15 protein-coding genes and 2 tRNA genes are annotated in these 21728 nt (G+C 67.7%); 10 read left to right on the forward strand and 7 right to left on the reverse strand.

Features of this window, described 5'->3' with window-relative positions; translation table 11 throughout:
* Nucleotides 1-84: 84 nt before the first annotated feature.
* Both G1C96_RS09485 and G1C96_RS09490 read right to left on the reverse strand, forming a co-directional pair.
* Nucleotides 85-1722: an amidohydrolase gene (locus tag G1C96_RS09485; protein ID WP_240945197.1), complete on the reverse strand. Its 1638-nt coding sequence runs from the start codon at nt 1720-1722 to the stop codon at nt 85-87.
* 672 nt (nt 1723-2394) lie between these two features.
* The gene (locus G1C96_RS09490) at nt 2395-3366 is read right to left on the reverse strand and encodes a hypothetical protein (protein ID WP_169276356.1); all 972 of its coding nucleotides are present in this window, start codon (nt 3364-3366) and stop codon (nt 2395-2397) included.
* Between the two features lie 448 nt (nt 3367-3814).
* Here G1C96_RS09490 and G1C96_RS09495 point away from each other — a divergent pair, with 448 nt between their 5' ends.
* Nucleotides 3815-5440, forward strand: coding sequence for a sodium/proline symporter (locus G1C96_RS09495; RefSeq protein ID WP_169276357.1), 1626 nt, complete (start codon nt 3815-3817; stop codon nt 5438-5440).
* 424 nt (nt 5441-5864) lie between these two features.
* On the opposite strand, the gene G1C96_RS09500 is transcribed toward G1C96_RS09495, so the two are convergent.
* Complete coding sequence (locus tag G1C96_RS09500; protein ID WP_240945200.1) at nt 5865-7730, reverse strand: threonine/serine exporter family protein; 1866 nt, start codon at nt 7728-7730, stop codon at nt 5865-5867.
* Between the two features lie 391 nt (nt 7731-8121).
* Between G1C96_RS09500 and G1C96_RS09505 the strand changes: the two genes are divergently transcribed.
* Together G1C96_RS09505 and G1C96_RS09510 are read left to right on the forward strand one after the other, a co-directional pair.
* Complete coding sequence (locus G1C96_RS09505; RefSeq protein ID WP_205832127.1) at nt 8122-10872, forward strand: phosphoenolpyruvate carboxylase; 2751 nt, start codon at nt 8122-8124, stop codon at nt 10870-10872.
* 10 nt (nt 10873-10882) lie between these two features.
* Nucleotides 10883-11389, forward strand: a complete 507-nt coding sequence (locus tag G1C96_RS09510) for a hypothetical protein (RefSeq protein ID WP_169276360.1) — start codon at nt 10883-10885, stop codon at nt 11387-11389.
* 167 nt (nt 11390-11556) lie between these two features.
* Here the strand turns inward: G1C96_RS09510 and G1C96_RS09515 are convergent, their stop codons facing one another.
* Together G1C96_RS09515 and ahpC are read right to left on the reverse strand one after the other, a co-directional pair.
* Entirely contained in the window at nt 11557-13368 is a 1812-nt protein-coding gene (locus G1C96_RS09515; RefSeq protein ID WP_169276361.1) for an FAD-dependent oxidoreductase, read from the reverse strand.
* A 181-nt stretch (nt 13369-13549) separates the two neighbouring features.
* Complete coding sequence (gene ahpC / locus G1C96_RS09520; RefSeq protein WP_169276362.1) at nt 13550-14113, reverse strand: alkyl hydroperoxide reductase subunit C; 564 nt, start codon at nt 14111-14113, stop codon at nt 13550-13552.
* Nucleotides 14114-14306: 193 nt separating this feature from the next.
* Between ahpC and G1C96_RS09525 the strand changes: the two genes are divergently transcribed.
* The 4 genes from G1C96_RS09525 (at nt 14307) to G1C96_RS09540 (ending at nt 18579) form a co-directional block, all read left to right on the forward strand.
* On the forward strand, nt 14307-15014 hold the full coding sequence (locus G1C96_RS09525; protein ID WP_169276363.1) for a carbonic anhydrase: 708 nt from the start codon (nt 14307-14309) through the stop codon (nt 15012-15014).
* Nucleotides 15015-15412: 398 nt separating this feature from the next.
* Entirely contained in the window at nt 15413-16795 is a 1383-nt protein-coding gene (locus tag G1C96_RS09530; protein ID WP_240945198.1) for a hemolysin family protein, read from the forward strand.
* 181 nt (nt 16796-16976) lie between these two features.
* Nucleotides 16977-17615 carry a hypothetical protein gene (locus G1C96_RS09535; RefSeq protein ID WP_169276364.1) on the forward strand — a complete coding sequence of 213 codons (639 nt, stop codon included), beginning with the start codon at nt 16977-16979 and terminating at the stop codon, nt 17613-17615.
* A 484-nt stretch (nt 17616-18099) separates the two neighbouring features.
* Nucleotides 18100-18579, forward strand: a complete 480-nt coding sequence (locus tag G1C96_RS09540; RefSeq protein ID WP_169276365.1) for a Dps family protein — start codon at nt 18100-18102, stop codon at nt 18577-18579.
* A gap of 76 nt (nt 18580-18655) precedes the next feature.
* Here G1C96_RS09540 and G1C96_RS09545 read toward each other — a convergent pair whose 3' ends face one another.
* A complete protein-coding gene (locus G1C96_RS09545) occupies nt 18656-19285 on the reverse strand; it encodes a M48 family metallopeptidase (RefSeq protein WP_169276366.1) in 630 nt (209 codons plus the stop codon).
* 151 nt (nt 19286-19436) lie between these two features.
* Between G1C96_RS09545 and G1C96_RS09550 the strand changes: the two genes are divergently transcribed.
* Both G1C96_RS09550 and G1C96_RS09555 read left to right on the forward strand, forming a co-directional pair.
* Nucleotides 19437-19510, forward strand: a tRNA-Ile gene (locus G1C96_RS09550).
* Between the two features lie 64 nt (nt 19511-19574).
* A tRNA-Ala gene (locus G1C96_RS09555) sits at nt 19575-19647 on the forward strand.
* Nucleotides 19648-19731: 84 nt separating this feature from the next.
* On the opposite strand, the gene G1C96_RS09560 is transcribed toward G1C96_RS09555, so the two are convergent.
* Nucleotides 19732-21363 (reverse strand): zinc ribbon domain-containing protein, encoded by a 1632-nt coding sequence (locus tag G1C96_RS09560; RefSeq protein WP_335341949.1) that lies wholly within the window; start codon nt 21361-21363, stop codon nt 19732-19734.
* Between the two features lie 156 nt (nt 21364-21519).
* Here G1C96_RS09560 and G1C96_RS10165 point away from each other — a divergent pair.
* A partial coding sequence (locus tag G1C96_RS10165; protein WP_240945199.1) for a zinc-ribbon domain-containing protein occupies nt 21520-21728 on the forward strand: 209 nt, incomplete at its 3' end.

Consider the following 21728-nt stretch of genomic DNA (forward strand, 5'->3'; position numbering starts at 1 on the left):
TGCGGCTCGCGGCTCGCATGCGGCGGGGCCCCGATCGGTGATCCGGTCGGGGCCCCGCCGTCTCTGCAGGGGTCCACAGGGTCTCTACAGGCGGCTGAACGTCCAGCGCCCGGCCACCATCGTCGCCGCCACGGAGGCGGGCATCGCGCGCATCTCCTCCGGCGAGCGCGCCGCGTACGGGTCACGGTCGAGCAGCACCAGATCGGCGGGGTCGCCGGGCGCCAGCCGGTCGCGGCCCTGCGCCGTGGACGCGGCGAGCGCGGCGCGCACGTCGAGGCACTGCTCGGGCTGGAACGGCTCGCGGTCGGAGCTTTCCGTGCCGAACACCGCGGCGGAGATCGCCAGCCACGGGTCGAGCGGCGCCACGGGGGCGTCGGAGCCCATGCGCAGGCGCACGCCCGCGTCGTACAGGGCGCGGAACGGGTAGGGGATGCCGGCCGGATGCGCCCAGAAGCGGTCGATCACGTCGCGGTCGTCCATCGCGTGCTGCGGCTGGATGCTGGCCGTGAGCCCCAGCGCGGCGAAGCGCGGCATGTCCGCGGGCTTGAGCATCTGCGCGTGCTCAATCGACCCGTGCGCGCCGGTGGCGGCGGCCGCGTCGAGCACGATCGTGTTCGCCTCGTCGCCGATGGCATGGCATGCGATGGCGAAGCCGTGCGCAGTGGCCAGACGCATGTAGTCCTCGATCTGCCGCGGCGTGTAGCTCATCACGCCGTACGTGGGCGGCGTGATGCCGGAGTATGGCGTGGAGCAGTAGGCGGAGCGTGTGTTGAGCGAGCCGTCGGAGATGAGCTTCATCGCGCCCACGCGGCCCAGACCGTGCGAGCCGGGCAGCTCGTCGCCGGTGTGCCAGCCGGCGTCGATGGCCGCCTGCAGGCGCTCGGGGTAGACGCCGGCGTCCACGCGCAGCCGGTCGACGCCCTGCGCGAAGCGGCGGATCCACGTGTCGACGTTCTCCGCCATCTCGTAGTCGCGCACGCCCGTCACGCCCTTGCCGGCGGCGTCCGCCTCGGCCTCGCGCAGCAGACGCAGCGTCTCCTCGGCGGCGCCGGGCGCGTTGTTCAGCTTCGTGTAGGCGTCGAACCACTCCAGCTCGCCCACCAGGCCGGACTCGCCCACGTGCACGCCGAGCCGGCGCGCGGCCGCCGAATTGACCCAGCCGCAGTGCATGTCCGCGCTCGACAGCGCCACCGGCTGGTCGCCCGCGGCGGCGTCGATGGCCGCGAGCGTGGGCTGGGCGTCGTCCGCCCACAGCGAGTGACGGAACCGCATGCCTACCACGAACACGTCCGGGCTGAGGGTGCCGGCGGCCCGGCGCGCCTCGAGATGCGCGCGCAGCATGTCCATCGCCTCGGCGGCGCTGCGGGCCGTGATGAGATCGAGCCGGCCAAAGGTCTGCGCCCACTGGGTGAAATGCGTATGGCAGTCCCACAGGCCGGGGATGATCCAGCGGCCCTGCGCGTCCACGGTCTCGCATTCGCGCGGCGCCGGGGTGGACTCGGCGGATTCGGTGCCGGTTGCGTCGCCGGCGTCGCCGCCGACCGTGGCGGCGCCCGCATTGCCGACCGCATTGCCATCCACCGACACGATGCGGCCGTCCGCGATCAGCACGTCATGAGGCTCGCTGCCGTCCGAACCATGATCGAGGAGCTCCGTCTCGCCGCCGCGGACCGCCGCGCCCGGCACCCGCACGTCGCGGATTCTCAGCCATTCAGTCATCATGCCTCCGTTCCGGGCCGCCCGGCTGCCCGCGCGGCTGCAGTGTCATCACTCACCCTAGTGGCTCTTCGCCGCGGGCGCCGGTTTCCAGTTCACCGTCCCGCACCGGGCGGGACGCGGGGCGAGAGAGGACCGAACGACCTTCTGCACGAACGGAACCGCGCGAATGGAACCGAGAGGACACCGCAATGAGCGGCATGGGCAACCAGCGATGCTCGAACGGCAATGCGAACGATCACGAACAGGCGACGCGACGGGTCGCCACGCCTGCGCCAGTCTCCGGTTCCCCGGCACGCGACCATCCGAAGGGGAGCAAGACGCCTCGTGGAATGGGTATCTGCAGAGTCAGGGGTACTTTTCGGGATCTGCAGATATCTGCCAGCACGCGGCGAAATCTACCCCTCACTCTGCAGATATCTTCGTCTCGGGCGTTCCCGCAGACGAATGTCCGTCCCGGCACGCCCCTTCTCCGCATCTTCCCGTCACCGTATCTTCCCCCGTAGTATCTTCCCTTGCCGTATCTTCCCTTGCCGCCGGCGGAGCCCCCGGTCCGCCGGGCAGACGAACGCGACATGCGGCACGCACGTCCCCTTGGTGGTGGCCGCACGCACCGCCGGCACGCCGGCGCCCGGCACCCGCGCCGTCCGCAACGGTCGGCGAAGCAGGCCCATCACCTCACTGATGCGCCCAGCGCGCGGCCCACGCCTGCCGGGGAACGCGCTCCCAGATGGGCTTCCTGCGGGTCCTGCGCCCGTCGCACAGCTGCTGGGCGGTCATGCGGGCGGTGAGCGGAACCGGGATGCCGAGCACCCGCTCGAACGCCGACGCGACCCGCTGAGCCAGCTCCCCCTCGCCGGTCTCGTCCTGCAGATCGAGCCTCGTGGCCTTGACGTAGATCCACTCGTCCCGCTCCAACGCCTCGCGCCGCTTGTCGTCCTTCAGCACCTGCGCGCTGCTGAACCGGTGGTATCCGCCGTCGTATTCGATGGCGATGCGCGCCTCCGGATAGGCCATGTCGGTGAGGACGGTGCGGCCCGTGCTCAGCAACACCGGATGGTTCACCAGCGGTTCCGGCAGTCCGTACCGCATGAGCGCCAGCCGCGTGCGGGTCTCCTGCGACGAGTCCGTGCCCTCCCGCATGAGGTTCAGGGCCCGTCGGCAGTTGCGCGAGCCAAGGAACTGCCCGGCGTCTTCCGCCCGGTCCATGTACGCGACGAACTCGGCGTATTCGGCGCGCGTCAGCCGCATGTTCCGTCGCATCATGGACTCGCCGAGGACGATCAGCTCGTCCAGCGACAGGATGCCGGCGTAATGGGCCCACGTGCAGACGGGCGTGGTGCATTCCAGTGTCCGGCCGACGGCGATCGTGGCCAGAGGACCGTGCCATGTGAGGAACCGCACGCCGTTGAGGCGGGTCTTGGCGTCCGTGGAGGCGACGACCACGTCGGCCTCGGCGCGCCGGCGTTCGGAGGGCGGTTCGAGGGGTTTCTCGATGGCGAGCAGCTCGAGCGCCTCGGAGCGTGCGAAGACCAGCCTGCGGCGGGTGCGGCTCTGCAGTTCCGTGCAGGCGGCGATGCGACGGTGCTTCAGCACGGTCAGCGACTCCAACGAGAACGATTCGGCGGGCATGGTGATGGTGTCTGTCATGGCTGAGACGCTAGCCGCGCGCCTCCGTATCGCCAAACCATCCACAATCGGATTGTGGATAAGTGGATAAGTGTGCATGGTTTCGGTGGACAACCCACACCCGACCGAGCCCCGGACGCGCCCCGTGCGACACCACCGCTCATGCGACGATATGAGACAAACGCCGGGGATGCCCGCCCGTACCGATACATTGGACGTTCAGCGGACATCGGCGAACACCGGCAGGCCTCGGCAGACCGAACCGAACCCGAACCGGCAAGACGCCCGGCAGCCGTCCGGCGACGGCCGGCCACCGACCGTCGCCACGCCGTCCGCCACGTCATCATGCCGCCATGCCGCCGCGACGCGGGCCGCCGCGCCGGGCGCCGCCGTTCCAGGGCACGCATGCGGCGGCGGAATCGAGAACGCGATCGGGACGCGATCGAAGGTGCAACAGAGCGAGGAGCGTATGGTTTCGGCTGATTTCTGGGTGTTTCTGGCGATGGTCATCTACTTCGTGTCGATGCTCGCCATCGGCTTCGCCTATTCAAAGCGGTCGAACTCCTCGGCCAAGCAGTACTTCGCCGGCGGCCGCGGCGTGGGCCCGTGGCTCACCGCACTGTCCGCCGAGGCGTCCGACATGAGCGGCTGGCTGCTCATGGGCCTGCCCGGCGTGGCCTACTTCACCGGTCTGGCGGACCCGATGTGGACCGCCACCGGCCTGGCGCTCGGCACCTACCTCAACTGGAAGCTCGTCGCCCGCCGCCTGCGCCACTATTCGGTGGTGGCCGGCGACGCCATCACCATCCCCGACTTCTTCGCCAAGCGCTACCACGACGACAAGGCCGTCATCTCCACGATCGCCGCCGTCATCATTCTCGTGTTCTTCTGCGTGTACGTCGGCAGCTGCTTCGTCACCGTGGGCAAGCTGTTCGCCACGCTGTTCGGCTTCGACTACCACCTGACCATGATCCTCGGCGCCGCCGTGGTGTTCGTCTACACCATCGTGGGCGGCTACCTGTCCGTGGTGGTGACCGACTTCGTGCAGGGCGTGCTCATGTTCTTCGCGCTGGCCGTGGTGTTCGTCGGCTCGATCGTCGGCGCCGGCGGCGTGACGCGCACCGCCGAGTTCCTGCGCGACATCCCCGGCTTCATCTCCGGCACGCAGACCGCCGCCCCGGCGCTCAACGAGCTGGGCGAGCAGATCATCCGCGACGGGCAGGCCGTGTTCGGCGCGCCCGGCGACTACGGCATCATCACGATCGTCTCGGTGCTCGCCTGGGGTCTGGGCTACTTCGGCATGCCGCAGGTGCTGGTGCGATTCCTCTCGATCCGCAGCGTCGACGAGGTGCGCAAGTCGCGCATCATCGCCACGTCGTGGTGCGTGGCGTCGCTGGCGTGCGCGATCGCGATCGGCCTCGTGGGACGCGCGATGATGCCGACGCACTTCCTCACCCAGTCGGCCGCGGAGAGCGTGTTCATCGTGGCCGCGCAGATCCTGCTGCCGAGCTTCATGTGCGGCGTGGTGGTGTCCGGCATCTTCGCCGCGTCGATGAGCTCCAGCTCCTCGTACATGATCATCGGCGCCTCGGCCATGGGCGAGAACATCTTCCGCGGACTGCTGCACCGCAAGGCCACGGACCGTCAGGTGATGATCGTCGCGCGCGTGACGCTGCTCGTGATGTTCCTGTTCGGCATCCTCGTGGCCTACGACCAGAACTCCTCGATCTTCCAGGTGGTGAGCTACGCGTGGGCCGGCCTGGGCGCGTCGTTCGGCCCGCTGATGCTGTGCTCGCTGTACTGGCGCCGTGCGAACCGCCAAGGCGCGATCGCCGGCATGCTGGTGGGCACGGCCGCTGTGCTGGTGTGGCACAACCTCGTGAAGCCGCTGGGCGGCGTGTTCGCGATCTACGAGCTGCTGCCGGCGTTCCTGCTCTCGCTGCTGGCGATCGTGGTGACGTCGCTGCTGACGCCGCCGCCGTCCGCCGAGATCCTCGACGAGTTCGACCACTACATGGACCGCCCGACCGACGCGATGGTCGACGGCGAGCTCATCGCCGCGGAGACGCTGGCGAGCAGGCATCCCACCGTGTGAAGTTGGCGTGAGGCATGGCGGACCGGCCGCGGCGAACCGGCCGCCTTGCCGTCCGTGTGAACACAGACCGCCCGCGCGCCGCACGACCGCCGCGGAGACGCTGAAGACCGGTCTGCGTCACGGCCCCGAGGACCTTTCCGCCACGACCGGCAGGGGCATCTGCGGTGGTATCTGCGGAGTCAGGGGCAGATTTTCCGTTCTGCGGGCAGATATCTGCAGAGTCAGGGTGCCTGCGCGCCCGCATGGCGGTACCAGACGACATGAAAACGGCTGAATACCAATGGTGCGCTGCCGGCGTTGGCGCGTTATGCCGCCGGCAGCGCACCCTGACTATGCAGATATCTGCCCGCACGAGGCGAAAAGTACCCCTGACTCTGCAGATACCCCCGACGGCGACCGTCTGCCCGCCGTCGCACGTCACACGTCACACGTCGTAGCGCCAGGACTTGTCCGTGAGCACGCGCGCCATGGCCAGGCCGATGGGCAGGCAGACGATCACCATGAACGCGCGGAACGCCCAGTCGAGGGCGTTGATGGTGTCGAACCCGCCGAGGTAGAACATCGCGCGGTACATATACATGCCCGGCACCATGATGACGATGGACGGCACGGTCAGGCAGATGCGCGGGTAGCCCAGGTGCGGCGGCAGCCAGCCGTGGCGCACCGAGGAGCGCCACGCGAAGGCGAGGATGCCCGCCAGGAAGGCGCCGACGAACGTGGCCGCTTCGGCCGGCACGCCGGCGTCGGTGATCTCCAGTCGCAGGGTGTCCGTGATGGCGCCGATCACCGCCGCCACCAGGCACATGCGCTGCGGCGAGTTGAACAGCACCGAGAAGCCCCACACGCCCAGGAACGCGAACACGAACCGCAGGCACGCGTTGATCCACGGGTTCAGCCCGAGCGGCTCGAACCCTTCCGGGTTGAGATGCACGATCACGGCCACCATCCAGCCGGCGAGCGTGGCCATGAGGATGATGCACATCACGTAGGTGATGCGCTGGATGCCGGACGGGAAGTCGATCTTCGCCATGTCGAGCCCGCCGGTGATGAGCGGGAATCCGGGGATGACGAACAGCATGGCGCCGATGTACGCGGTGTCGTGCGAGAGCGCGACCGGGTCGAACAGGCCCACGAGACGCAGCGTGCCGGTGCAGGCCAGCGCGGCGGCGGCCACGCACACGAACGTGACGAAGAACTGGTTGAGATGGTGGGCGAACAGTCGCCGGCGCATCCACTGGCCGAGGCCGGCGCCCACGAACGCGCCGACCATGTCGTACGGGCCGCCGCCGAGCAGGAACACGAAGGACGCGCAGGCGATGGCCGAGGCGAGCCCGGAGAACCACGGCGCGTACAGCGGCTTGCGGCGTTCGATCAGGTCGAGCCGCTCGTGCGCCTGCCGCACGGTGATGCCCTTGTGGCGTTCGCGTCTGGGTTCCGCGCCCACATGGTCGAAGTGCTCGGCGTACTCGCCCTTGGGCGGCTGGTGCATGCGTCCGGACCTGTGCGCGTCGTTCCTCCCGTTCACGCCGTTGACGCCGGCCACGTAGCCCTCGTCGTCGAAGTGCCGGCTCTGGCGCTCGTCCCGTTCGGCCAGGCGCGCGGCCACGCGGTCGCGCACGGCGTCGCTGTCCCCGGCGAACACCTCCTCCTGGTCGTAGGTCTCCTCCTCGGACGCCTTCTGCTCCACGGACACGACCGGCAGCCCGTCGGCGAGCAGGCGGTGTGTCTCCTCGCTGTCGTCGTCGAGGGAGCGGACGGCGGCGGCCTCGCGCGATTCGGAGGCGACCCGTTCGGCGAGCTCCATGGCCTCCACGACCGGGTCCTCGGACGCCTCGCCGCCCTGCTCGGCCCTGAGCTCCTCGCGCAGGCGCTTGGCCAGATCGGCGGAGTACTGCGAGGCGTCGCGTTCCTCGAGGTGCTGCACCACGCCCTCCGAGAGCTTCGACTGCACGTGGTACATGGAGCTCTTGCCGAGGTTCACGGCGAACCAGTCGGCGAAGTGCTCGAGCAGCCAGATGCGTTCGGTGTTCACGCCGGTGGTGGGCAGGTCGATGACCTCGGTGATGCGGTTGCGCCCGTCGGTGCAGGTGGCCTCGATGTCGGTGAGGTTCACGTCGGCGCGCACGTGCACGCCCAGCGGGTAGGCGATGCGGTGCATCATCTCGCGCACGCGGAAGCTGCCGGTGCCGGCGCCCAGATCCAGCGTGCCCACGCGCACGATGACGCTGGCCTTGGCGGCGATGCCGGCGTCCACGATCGGCTTGTCCCAGTCGCGGGAGATGTCCTCCATGTCCAGCGGGATGGAGTGCGTGTGGAACTTGCGTACGGCGTTGGCGCCGCGTGGCTGCGCGGCGTCCTGATGCGGGTGCTGGCGTCCGGACGCATGCCCGTCGCCGCCGCGGGCCGAGGCGTCCGCCCGGCGACGCCTGAAATGCTCGAAGATCACATGCCTATATGTACCCTCACGCGCCGAAAACCGGAGGCGGCGCCGCATGGAGGCCGTGCGGGGCCCGCGTTCCGATCGTGGATGTTCGTAATACAAGTGTCGATTTCGCGCCTAGAATGGTGCGCACAACCGATCGAATGCGAAGGCTTTGGGCTTGGTACGTCTGGCCTCACACAACCGCGGAGGAGCCGCGGAGGGCCAGTTGACGAGCAACCGGACATTCGGTGAAGGAGGTCTGATGACAACAGAACAGCAGATCAACGCTGCGGACGCCGGGATCCTGACGTCCGGTACGGGCCGCAAGGGGCCCGAGGAGCGTGATCTACCGTCTTCCCTGAAGCAGGACATGGATCTGTGCCTGCGGATTCTGCGAGATGTGCTCGGCGAGTTCGATCCCGAGCTGCTCACCCAGTTCGACACCGTGCGCGCGTACGCCGTGGAGGCCAGCGCCGAGCACTTCGGCCTGACCGATCCGAACCCCGACGAGGACGGTCTGGCGGAGGCCGTGAAGACCATCGATGCGATGAAGCTCCACGACGCCCAGCTGCTCGCCCGCGCGTTCGCCACGTACTTCCACCTCGCCAACCTGTGCGAGGAGAACTACCGCGTCTCCGTGCTGCACAGCCGCGAGAACAAGGTGGCGGAGGACGAGGCGGTCGACCCGGTCAACGAGATGACGCTCGCCTACCACCAGCTCCTGCAGGAGCTGGGACCGGCCAAGGCCAAGGAGCTGCTGAACCGCCTGGAGTTCCATCCGGTGTTCACCGCGCACCCCACCGAGGCCCGCCGCAAGGCCGTCGAAGGCAAGATCCGCCGCATCTCCGAACTGCTGGAGCAGCACAAGCTGCTCGGCGGCACGGACAAGAAGGAGAACTGCCGTCGTCTCTACAACGAGATCGACGCGCTGTTCCGCACCTCCCCGATCGCGCTGAAGAAGCCGACCCCGGTGGAGGAGGCGGACACGATCCTCGACATCTTCGACAACACGCTGTTCCATACCATCCCCAAGGTGTACCGCCGCTTCGACGACTGGGTGCTGGGCGACAAGGCCGGGCTCGTGGAGCCGGTATGCCCCGCGTTCTTCCACCCGGGCAGCTGGATCGGCTCCGACCGCGACGGCAACCCGAACGTCACCGCCAAGGTGAGCCGTCAGGTGGCGCGCAAGTTCTCCGACCACGTGCTGGCCGCCCTCGAGGAGGCCACGCGCACGGTGGGCCGCAACCTGACGATGGAGGCGGAGACCACGCCGCCGAGCACCGAGCTCAAGAGCCTGTGGAACCGTCAGAAGGAGATGAGCGAGCGTCTGACCGACAAGGCCGCGCTGATCTCCACCAAGGAGCTGCACCGCGCCGTGATGCTGGTGATCGCCGATCGCCTGCACTACACGATCCTGCGCGACGCGGACCTGATGTACCACACCTGCGACGACTTCATCGCCGATCTCAAGGTGGTGCAGCATTCGCTGGCCGCCGCCGGCGCGAAGCGCAGCGCCTATGGCCCGCTGCAGGATCTGATCTGGCAGGCCCAGACGTTCGGCTTCCACATGGTGGAGATGGAGTTCCGCCAGCATTCCGTGGTGCATGCTCGCGCCCTCGCGGACATCCGCGAGCACGGCCTGCACGGCGAACGCGGCGAGCTGCAGCCGATGACGCACGAGGTGCTCGACACCTTCCGCGCGCTCGGCTCCATCCAGAAGCGCAACGGCATCAAGGCCGCGCGGCGCTACATCATCTCGTTCACCAAGAGCGCGCAGAACATCAAGGACGTGTTCGAGCTGAACCGTCTGGCGTTCGCGCACCCGGAGGACGTGCCGACCATCGACGTGATCCCGCTGTTCGAGCAGCTCGAGGATCTGCAGAACTCGGTGGACGTGCTCGAGGAAATGATCAAGATCCCCGAGGTGCAGGCTCGTCTGAAGGCCACCGGCGGCAAGCTCGAGGTCATGCTCGGCTACTCGGATTCGTCCAAGGATGCCGGCCCGACCTCCGCCACGCTGGCGCTGCACTCCGCGCAGGAGCGCATCGCCAAGTGGGCCGAGTCGCACAACATCGATCTGACCCTGTTCCATGGCCGCGGCGGTGCCGTGGGCCGTGGCGGCGGCCCCGCGAACCGCGCGGTGCTGGCGCAGCCGGTCGGCTCCGTGAAGTGCCGCTTCAAGCTCACCGAGCAGGGCGAGGTCATCTTCGCCCGCTACGGCAACCCGGTGCTGGCCGTGCGCCACGTGGAGTCGGTCGCGGCGGCCACGCTGCTGCAGTCCGCGCCGAGCGTGGAGAAGCGCAACACCGAGATGACGCGCAAGTACGCCGACATGGCGGCCGCGCTGGACAAGGCGTCGCACGAGCGGTTCCTCGACCTGCTCAACACCCCGGACTTCGCGCCGTGGTTCTCCACGGTCACGCCGCTGACGGAGATCGGCCTGCTGCCGATCGGCTCCCGTCCGGCCAAGCGCGGTCTGGGTGCGAAGTCGCTCGACGATCTGCGCACGATCCCGTGGATCTTCTCGTGGGCGCAGGCGCGCATCAACCTGGCCGCGTGGTACGGTCTGGGCACGGCGTGCGAGCGGTTCGGCGACCTCAAGACCATGCGCGAGGCGTATGAGGAGTGGCCGCTGTTCTCCACGTTCATCGACAACATCGAGATGTCGATCGCGAAGACCGACGAGCGCATCGCGAAGATGTACCTCTCGCTGGGCGACCGCGAGGACCTCAACGAGAAGGTGCTCTCCGAGATGGAGCTCACCCGCAAGTGGGTCCTGAAGATCGTGGGCGACGAATGGCCGCTGCAGCACCGTCACGTGCTCGGCCAGGCCATCCGCATCCGTTCGCCGTACGTGGACGCGCTGTCCGTCACGCAGATGCTGGCGCTGCGTTCGCTGCGCAAGAAGGTGGACAAGGAAGAACTCAGCAAGGACCAGCAGGCCGGGTTCATCTACCTGATCCTCTGCACCGTTTCGGGCGTCGCCGCGGGCCTGCAGAACACGGGCTGATTTTCGCCCCGTGAACATAGCGGTGTTCCTGTTCTTACGCGCACTGTGCGCGTGGGAACAGGAACACCGCGAGGCGGCAAGGCCTCCGCGCTATTGCGGAGGCCTTGCCTTTCCTATTGCTCATCCCTACGCCGAAGCGAGATCTTATGTCAAAAAAGTGAAAATTGTCGTAGCTGTTATGACGACGCTGCTCGTTGCCTGCATAGGATTCCTATTCTGCGGCATGTATTTTCAATGGTTTGAAGGACATATCACAGCAGTCACGATGATTGCCAAGGATGAGCGTGGGATACCGGTGCGTGGATGCAATATGTCCATATCTACCGATCTTGAACTCTTGGCGGTAGCCAGATACACCAATTCTTCCGGAACGCTTACCCAATCCGCAAAACCGGGAACCGCTACTCTGATGGTGCACTGTGACCCGCGATGGTCGGCGCCTTTTTCGGTGAGCAAAGAAGTTCCCGTCACCATTGACAACACGGGCACGCAGACCATCGTGGTCACCGTTCCGTAGTGTTGCCGACACACCGCCAACCACACACTTATCCATGATTACGGTCCATCAGAGACCGCAATCATACATGCCAGAGTGGCCTCCGCACTATTGCGGAGGCCTTGCCTTTTCCGTTGCTCGTCCCTGTACCGGCTGGACTGTCGATGGGGCTACGAGCAGGCCGAACGCTACGCGCCGATCAGCTCGAGCATCTGCGCGATGCCCTTCTTGCCGAACTCGACCTGCGGTTCGGCCTGCGAGCCCGCGCCCGCATCCGCGCCGCCGCGGTTGATGACGATGCACGGCACGCTCATCGCACCGTACTGGTCCTTGAGCTCCGGGAAGTGCGAAACATCGTAGGCCTCGGCACGCACGTTCGGGCTGAGCGACGCAATGCGCTGCGATGCCAGCACGGTCTCCGGGCACATCGTGCAGGTGAGGGACACGAGGATCATCACGTCGATCGGCGCATCGGCACCGGCGGCAGCCGCACGTTCGCGCAGATCGTCGTCAATCGGCTGACCGGGGCCGGCCGCGTTGTACAGGCCCAGCACGAACGAGTTGAACTCGTGGCCGGACGGCACGCCATGGAACGCGAGACCGGTGTCATGCCCATCCACGAGCACGCGCACGCACGGGCGAGCATCAGGCAGCACGCCAGCCGGATCGAACGTGGCGCGACCGGCATCGTCAAGCGTCGCCGGAGCCTGCTCGTCATCGGCGACCACGACCGTGGCCTTGCCGTCAGACAGCTTCGCCACTTCGCCGATGAACCCTTGCAGTTCCGCCGAAAGCGGGGTGTCGTCAAGCTCAAGCTGCAGCGTGACCGGGCGCGCCAGACGTCCGAACACCACCTTGAGCTGCTGCTTGATCGCATCGGAGAACAGTTCGCCGGGCTTGCGCGTCGCCTTCGCGGCGGCCGCGGCGTCGGCGCTGCGCTTGACGGGCGCGGGGGCGGGCGTGGTGCCCGCGGCGGATGCGGGCGAGGAGGCGGCTGCGGCCTCGGCCTGCTCGTAGGCGCTCGTGGTGGGACGCGGCGGCACCAGACCGGTCTTCTCGCTCATCTGCTTGGCGTAGCGTTCCAGCTCCACGGCGGCGATCGCGCCGTCCGCGGTGGCCGTGACGACCTGACGCAGGTTCTTGACGCGCAGATCGCCGGCCGCGTACACGCCCGGCACGGACGTCTCGAGGTAGCCGTGCGTCACCACGTAGCCGTGGTCGTCGAGCTCCACCACGCCGCGCACCAGATCGGTGGCGGGCACGTAGCCGGCGAACACGAACACGCCGAACGTGCCGCCGTCCGCGGGCTTCCACGTCTCGGTCTCGCCCGTCTCGCGCGAGGCGATCGTCGCTTCGCGCAGACCGCCCTGGCCGGCGGTGACGCCCTTGAGCTCCACGCCGTAGCGCACGTCGATCTTCGGATTGTTCTTGGCCTCGGCGGCCGCCGACGCGTCGCACGTGAAGTCGTCCTCGCGCACGAGCACGGTGACCTTGGACGCGTACTTGGTGAGGAACACGGATTCCTCGGCGGCCGCGAATCCGCCGCCGACCACCAGCACTTCCCTGCCGGTGAAGAACTCGCCATCGCAGGTGGCGCAGTAGGCGACGCCGCGGCCAGCGTATTCCGCTTCGCCGGCGAATCCGAGCTTGCGCGGGCTGGCGCCGGTGGCGATGAGGATGCCGAACACCCTGAGATCGCCGCGCGACGTGTGCACGGTCTTCACGTCGCCGTCCACGTCGAGGCCGGTCGCCTCGGCGGTGAGGAACTCGGCACCGAAGTCCTTGGCCTGCTGGCGCATCGTCTGGGTGAGCGCGCGGCCGGTGGTGCGGCCGACGCCCGGATAGTTGACGACCTCGTTGGTGATGGTGATCTGGCCGCCGAAATCGTCCTTCTCGAGCACGAGCACGCGGTAGCGCGCGCGGGCAAGATACAGGCCGGCGGTGAGGCCCGCCGGGCCGCCGCCGATCACGACGACGTCGTAGAGATCGTTGTTGGGCATGATTGCACGTTCCTTTCGTCGTTTCCGTTTGCCGCCCGTCGATCATCCGCTGATCATCCGTCGGCAATCCATGGGTCGTCCATCGACGTCGGCCTCGAACGAAGCAAGGCGGAGCCGAAGGATCCTTCGACTCCGCCTTGCGGCTCCGCTCAGGATGACCGAGCAGACAGGATCGGCACGATCACAGCTGGCCGACGAGGTCGAGGCTCGGCTCGATGGTCTCCTCGCCCGGGGTCCAGTTGGCCGGGCACACCTGATCGCCGTGCTCGTACACGAACTGGGAGGCCTGCACGCGGCGCAGCAGCTCGTCGGCGTTGCGGCCCACGTTGGAGCTGGTGACCTCGTAGGCCACGACCTTGCCCTCCGGGTTCACGATGAAGTCGCCGCGCTCGGCCATGCCGTCGGCCTCGTTGTAGGTGTCGAGGTCGCGGGCGAGCAGCGCGGTCGGATCCGCAAGCATCGGGTACTGGATCTTGGCGATCTTCTCGCTGGCGTCATGCCACGCCTTGTGCACGAAGTGGGTGTCGCAGGACACGGAGTAGATCTCGCAGCCGATCTTCCTGAAGTCCTCGTACTTGTTGGCGAGGTCCTCCAGCTCGGTGGGGCACACGAAGGTGAAATCGGCGGGGTAGAAGAAGAACACGGACCAGTGGCCCAGCACGTCGGCCTTGGTGACCTCGCGGAACTCGTTGTTCTGGAAGGCCTGAACCTTGAAGTCGGTGATCTCATGCTGCAGCAGCGTCATATGTACGTCCTTTCGCAGGGTTGCCGTAGACGATTGCGGTCATTTGCGGTACGTCTTCATCGTATCCGCCGGGGCGCACGGCGCGCGGGGACGCTCGCCCAAGGCGCATGGTGAGAAATCTCACACCGCACGGCCGTACAATGGGCGCGACACGGGGCCGCGGGGCGCGGCGCCGACTGAGGACGGGAGCATCATGGACGACGCATTCGAGACGCAGGACGTGCAGCCGCAGTTCGAGCGCGAGACCACGGCGAACGCCACGTGGAGCCGCCTGCTGGCCGGCAACCGCCGATTCGCGCAGGGCAAGGCCGAGCATCCGTGGCAGGACGCCACCACACGCGAGACGCTCATCGACCGTCAGAACCCGGACGCCGCGGTACTCGCCTGCTCCGATTCGCGCGTGCCCCCGGAGATCGTGTTCGACTCCGGCCTGGGCGACCTGTTCGACGTGCGCACGGCCGGGCAGATCGTGGACGACGCGGCGCTGGCATCGCTGGAATACGCGGTGGCGAAGCTGCACGTGAGCCTGCTCGTGGTACTGGGGCACGAAGGCTGCGGCGCGATCGACACGGCCGCGCGCAAACTGGACGAGCTCATCGCCTCCGCCACCGACGACCCCGCCGGCTCGCTCGAGGCCGCGAGCGCCATGGCCGATCTGGACGAGCGCATCGCCGAAGCCGAGTCGATCATGCTGCGCACGGTGGGCATGTCCGTGTGGCAGGCGCGCGAGGCCGAGCTCGAGGCGCACGAGGACTTCGAGCGCGTGCACGTGGCGCACACCATCGAGGAGCTCGTCACGCGCTCCGAGGTGATCCAGGAGGCGCTGGCGGCCGACCGGCTCATGATCGTGGGCGCGCGCTACCAGCTGTCCACCGGCAAGGTGGAGGTGCTCAGCTTCTGAGGCGGCCGGTTCCGCCATCCCCCGCGGCGTTTGCTCCGGTCATTCTGGCCCCCGGTCATCCTGAGCGAAGGCGGCACCAGCAACACTCACTCCCGGTCATCCTGAGCGAAGGCGAAGCCGGAGTCGAAGGATCCCTGACACGCACACGAAGTCAAAGATCCAAAGATCCTTCGACTCCGCCCTACGGGCTCCGCTCAGGATGACAGAAAAGGAAACCTCCGCCCAGGATGACGGAGGAACAAAGCCCTGCTCCGCTCAGGATGACAGGGGAATTGAACCCCGCTCCGCACAGGATGACGGAGGAGACGACCCGCGTCCTCGGCAAAGACGGAGTCGCATCGGATGACGGAGGAGACGACTGCGCGCCGATTGACGTGCCGACCTTCTACAGTGAAGGCATGTCGCTAGGTCTGAACATCGCACTGATCTTCGTCTTCCTGCTGCTGGGATCGATCTTCTCCGGCACCGAGCTCGCCCTGGTGAGCCTGCGCGGATCGCAGATCGACCAGATGGAGCAGGAGGACGCCCGCGGCGCGCGCGTGGCCAAGATCGCCCGTGATCCCAACACGTTCCTCTCCACCGTGCAGATCGGCGTGACGCTGTGCGGCTTTCTGTCCGCATCATTCGGCGAATCGTCGATCTCCCCGTTCATCGTGCCCGTGGTGGAGGCCTGGGGCGTACCGACGAACATCGCCGCGCCGCTCACTACCATCAGCCTGACGCTCATCATCTCGTACTGCTCGATCGTGATCTCCGAGATGGTGCCCAAGCGCATCGCCATGCAGCGCACCGAGCGGATCGCGCGCGCCGTGGTGCCCGCCATCGACATCTTCGCCAAGGTGTGCCGCCCGATCATCTGGCTCATCGGCAAGAACACCAACGGCATCGTGCGCCTGCTGGGATTCGACCCCAACGAGACCGAATCGGAGGTCTCGGACGACGAGCTGCGCGTGCTCGTCAACTCCAACACCAACCTCGGCAAGGACGAGCGCACCATCCTCGACGACGTGTTCGACGCCTCCGAGACGATCGTGGCCGAGGTGATGCGCCCGCGCGCCGACGTGGTGTTCCTCGAAGCCGACCAGCCGATCGCCGACGCCGCCGCCTACGTGCGCGAGATGCCGTACTCCCGCTACCCGGTCACCGGCAAGGACTTCGACGACGTGATCGGATTCGTGCACGTGCGCGACCTGCTCGACGTGCGCGACCCGAACGCGAAGACCGTGCGCGACGTGACGCGCGAAGGCATTTCGCTGCCCGGCACGTCCAAGCTGCTGCCGAGCCTCGAACTGCTGCGCAAGCGCGGCATCCACCTCGCCGTGGTGATCGACGAATACGGCGGCACGGACGGCATCGTGACGTTGGAGGACATGACCGAGGAGCTCGTGGGCGACATCCGCGACGAGTACGACCTGCCGAGCGAGAAGGGCGGCGCACGCAAGCAGCGCACGGCGTTCGTCAACGGCGTGGCCACGATCGAAGGCGGCATGACGATCGAGGACTTCGCGGACCTGACCGGCATCGAGCTGGAGGACGGCCCGTACGAGACCGTGGCCGGCTACTTCCTGGCGCACACCGGCAAGATGGGCGCGGTGGGCGACGTGCTGCACTCCGATGACGGCTACGACATGGTGGTCACCAAGGTGGACGGCCGCCGCATCGAGACGATCGAGGTGTGCAAACACGGCGCCGGCGCGGACGACGAGCATGCCGGCGACGGCAAGGACGGCAAGGACGGCAAGGACGGCAAGGATAGCGGCAGGACAGGCAAGGCCGCCTAGTCCGCAAGCGAGGCAGTCGCGCGCCGCCGGCCCGGCTTCCGGCGGCGCTGTCATCGCAGGCCGTACGGTTTCCGAACGGCCGTGCGCGTGCGCGTTATGGTGGCGTCAACAGCCGAACATTCGTCCCACAGGGTCGCGGGCCGGACGGCGGCAACCGTTCATCGCACGGAAAGGCATCGCCATGCGCAACCATCGATCTCATGCATCGTTCTCTCCGATCGCCGCGCTGATGGCGGTCACGCTCACGCTGGGACTTGCGGCGTGCGGCGGATACGGCGTCTCGCACGAGGACGCCCCCGAGCGCGATCCCGCCTCCCCGTCCACGAGCGAATCGACCGGCACGTCGCGCGCCAGACTGTACGGCTCGGTGGATGAGCTCGCCGCGGACAGCGCCGCGGTGCTCGTTGGCCGGGTGGACGCCACCGACGTGACGCGGGACGTCGACGGCGCCACCGACTTCACGCTGGCTACCGTGACCGTGCTCAAGGCCGTCAAGGGCTCCGCCGACGCGGACGGCACCGTCACCGTGCGCCAGACCGGCTCGGCCGCGCAGCGCACGCCGGAAACGCTGCTCAGGACCGGCGACGTGGCGCTGCTGTTCCTTGCCGAGTCCGGGCTGCCGGGCGACCAGGCCGGCCAGTATTACGTCACCGGCGCCGGCGCCGGATTGTACGAGGCCGCCGATGGCGACGCAGCGGCGCTGCGCTCCGTGGCGCCGGGCGAGGCCGAACAGGCCGTCGACGCCGCCACGTTCAACCGGGTCGATACGGATTCCGGCGATACGCTGCCCGCCACGCTCCGCATCGGCGACCTGAGCTGACCGCGCCAGCCCGTTTCCCGGCGCACGATGCCGGGAAACAGGCCTTTTGCGGCTCGGACGACGCTCGTGCAGAGAGGCGACGAGGGGTATCTGCGGAGTCAGGGGTACTTTCGGCGTTGTGCAAGGAGGTATCTGCAGAGTCAGGGTGCCCGAAGCCGGCAACATGCGCTCGGCGCCGCTCCAAAACCGCGTCATTGCAACGAGCCGCCGCCTCCGATACGGGCGTTGTCTCTCTCAAGGCACCCTGACTCTGCAGATACCTGCCGGCAGATGGCGAAAAGTACCCCTGACTCTGCGGATATCCGCGGCTGCCCCTCGGATATCCGCCCGTCGCGGAGCCACGAACCGCCCAAGTGACCGCTCCGCCCCGTTTCTCCGTCTCCGCTACCGCCCGAGGCGCCTTTTGGCGGGTCGAACGGCGAAGGTAGACTGGGTTTCGCACCGGTTCGCCGAAGAGGGCGAACCTTCGAAGGAAGGAATCATCATGACGCTTGCATTCACCGTTCCCGGACTGGACGAGGCCGCCAGCGAGAAGGCCGTGGCCATTCTGCAGAACCGTCTCGCGCAGGAGCAGGAGGCCGCGCTCGTGCTCAAGCACGCGCACTGGAACGTGACCGGCCCGAACTTCATCGCCGTGCACGAGATGCTCGACCCGCAGGTCGAGGTCGTGCTCGCCCAGGCCGACGAGACCGCCGAGCGCATCGCCACGCTGGGCGGCGCTCCGGACGGCCGCCCGGAGGCCATCGTGCGCGCCCGCACGTGGAAGGACTTCGACGTGGAGGGCCGCAAGTCCACCGTCGACTACATCAACGCGCTGATCGAGTACTACGACGGCTTCATCGCCGACGACCGCAAGGCCGTGGAGGAGCTGGACGAGCTCGACTTCGTCTCCTCCAACATCATCCAGGACCACGTGCAGGAGCTGGAGAAGTTCCAGTGGTTCCTGCGCAGCCACGTCGCCTGATCGCGCCCGGGCGCGAGTCACGTCCGACTCGCGCGACCTATCCGCGAACGACGCAACCGCCGCGACCGACGCGCCCTCAGCCGATGACCATCCGGTTGAGGGCGCGTCGCCGTTCCCGCCAGTCCGGCAGATAGCGGTCCATGCGCAGCCGGAAGTCCGCGCCGTGCCCGTGCGCCCACAGGTGCGTCAGCTCGTGCACGAGCACGTATTCCAGGAACTCCGGCGGCAGTTCCGCCAATTGCAGGTTGAGCCGGATGCGTCCGGTGCGCGGCGTGCACGACCCCCAGCGCGAGGTCATGAGGCGCAGCGTGACATGCGTGGGGGCTTGTCCGACGATCGGCGTCCAACGTGCCAGCAGCCCGGGCAGCCGCGCCTCGATGGCCGCCGCGGCACGTGCCTTGCGCTCGTCCGTCCACGCGGTCCTGAGCGCCATGTCCGTCCCGGCGACGGTATCCGCGATGCGGCGTTGCGCGGCGACGATCCAGTCGCGACGCTCGCGCACGAAGACGTCGATGCGGGCCGCGGGCACGCGCAGGGGAGCGGAGATCTCCACGCGACCGTCCGGCGGCTTGACGCGCAGGTACAGGTTGCGGATGCGCTTGCGCGTGACCGTCACCGCGATGCCGTCGACGACGCGCGTCCGCTCCGGGGACGGCGACGTTCCGCTTCGTACGGCGGGCGTGGATGATCGGTCGGTGGTGTGCATGGTCGCCCATTGTGGGCGCACTGCGCGACAGCGACCGGCGGCGCACGGAACGTCCGGACCGCCGCCGCGACACGCCGACACGCCCATGGTTGACATCTGAAAGGCCCTTGGTAAACTAATCGATTGTGCGCTTTTGAAGAGCACATGGATCGGGCCCGTAGCTCAGGTGGTTAGAGCGCATCCCTGATAAGGATGAGGTCGGAGGTTCAAGTCCTCCCGGGCCCACGGAAAAACTCAGCGGCTCAGTGTGGCCGCTCTTTTTTTCTCCATAACCAATCATTACGCATTCGGGGCTATAGCGCAGCTGGTAGCGCATCTGCTTTGCAAGCAGAGGGTCGCCGGTTCGAACCCGGCTAGCTCCACGCACGATATGGCAAATCCCCCGGAATCATGCGATTCCGGGGGATTTCGCTACTTGGCCGCGGATCGGTGCGGATCGGCGGCGATCAGTAGTAGTACGACGAAGACGAGTACGACGAATCCATCAGCTTGCCCAGATCGATGGTGTTCTTCTGCTTGGCGGTGCTCATGAACTGCGCCGCGTCGGCGTCATCGGCGGAGACCTTGTTCTGGTCGCTCACCGTGAGGTTCATGCGGTAGGCCTCGGAACCGCCGCCCGGCTCCTTGAGCGTGACCTCCAGCGCGTCGAACCGGTAGCCGCTGCCGTAGGTGACGGCGACGGTGATGCCGGGCACCTCGTCGGAGTCCGGATTCCAGTCCTGCATCTGCTTGACCGCGTCGTTGAAGTCGGCCTCGGAGCCCGCGGCGTCCACCAGGGTCTTCCTGAGGTCCGGGTACGAGTTCTGGTTGGCCGTCCAGTAGTTGGCGAGCTCGTGCGCGAACTCCACCATGTTGAGGTCGTAGCTCAGCTTGGTGCCGCCGTCCACCTTGGTCTCGGTCTTGCCGGGGAAGACGCGCGCCTGCACGGCGGAGTCCTCGAGCCCCTTGGTGAAGAACGCGTTGACGAAGTCGGCGTACTGCTGGTTCACCGCCTCGTTCGGCATGTACTTGCGGTACTCCTTGGCGTACTCGTCGTCGATGGCGCTCATGCCGTCGTTGAAGACCTTGAGCGCGCCCTTGGAGTCGATCTTGCCGTCCTTGACGATCGCGTCCTTGACGTTGAAGACGAGGTCCGTGTACTGCTTGGCGGTGGTGGCGTCGAGCTCGTACTCGAGCAGCTTCTGCAGGTCGTCGCGCATGCCGTTGACGTCCACGTAGGCGTACTGGTCGTCGAAGCCGTCGCCCGTGATCTGCCCGCCGAACGCGCCGCCGGACCACACCAGACGCCCGGAGGCGTCGTCCGAGGGGTCGCTGACCTGCACGTCGAACAGGGAGGCGTCGGTGTTCGCGCCGAGCGCGTACTTGCCGTCGATCGTCACCTTGTTGCCGGTGGGCGTGCTGCCGTTGAGCTCCTCGAAGGTCATGTTGAACTTGGCGCTGCTGACGTCCTGCGTGGACTGCAGCACCTGCATGGTGACGGCGCCGGGGTTCTTGGGTCCCATGCCGAGCAGCTGGCGTACGGCGGGCACGTTCGGGATGGCCCATGCCAGGGTGCCGCCCACGGCCACGGCCACGACGGCCGCGATGATGGCGGCGATGCGCCAGCCGTGACGGGCGCGGGCCGCAGGCGCGAGGGCCGCGTCGGCTCCGGTGACGGGCGCGCCCGCGCCGGCGGGCACGGGGAACGCGGGAGCCGGGGCGGCGGAGGCCGGGGGAGCGAACGACGGCGCCGGCGCCGCCTGCTGCGGGGCGTACGGCTGCTGCGCGATCGGCTGGGTCGGTGCGATCGGCTGGGGTTGCGCCAACGGCTGGGTCGATGCCGTCTGCGGGACCGGGGCCGGCTGCTGGGGCTGTGCGGCGTGCATCGGCCGATGCGCGGACACCGCCTCATACGACTGCGGGCCCGGCTGCGGCTGTGATGTGCCGCCCGCCGGGCCCGCGTTGGCTCCCTGCGCTGCCGGGGCAGCGGGGGCACCGCAGGAACCGCAGAACTTGGCCGTGTCGGCCAAAGCCCTGCCACATTCCACACAGAATTTCATGTTGCCTTCTCTCCGCGTCATCTTCGGGACGCTGACCATGCCCGCACATCCCAGTGCGGGTCCGGTACCTCCATAGTATCCGACATGTTGGTCAACTCTGTCGGGGGAAACAGGGAACGGCTAAGATGAGGGGCGACGCGGCATCCATCGCGCCGCGCGACGACAATGACCACTGATGAGTGGGGAGAAGATTCGATGAAGACTTGTTCTGCATGCGGGACCCAGAATCCCGAGGCCGCACGGTTCTGCCGTTCCTGCGGCAACCCGTTCGCAACCGAGGCCGCGGCGAGCGCGCCGGCGGCCGAGCCGACTCCGGCGCCCGCCGCCGCGCCGACCCCCGAACCCGCGCCCACCCAGACGTTCGCGACCGTGACGCCGCAGCCCGAACCTGCGCCGGCCGCACC

It is taken from the genome of Bifidobacterium moraviense (genome assembly GCF_012932365.1).
GTDB lineage: Bacteria > Actinomycetota > Actinomycetes > Actinomycetales > Bifidobacteriaceae > Bifidobacterium > Bifidobacterium moraviense.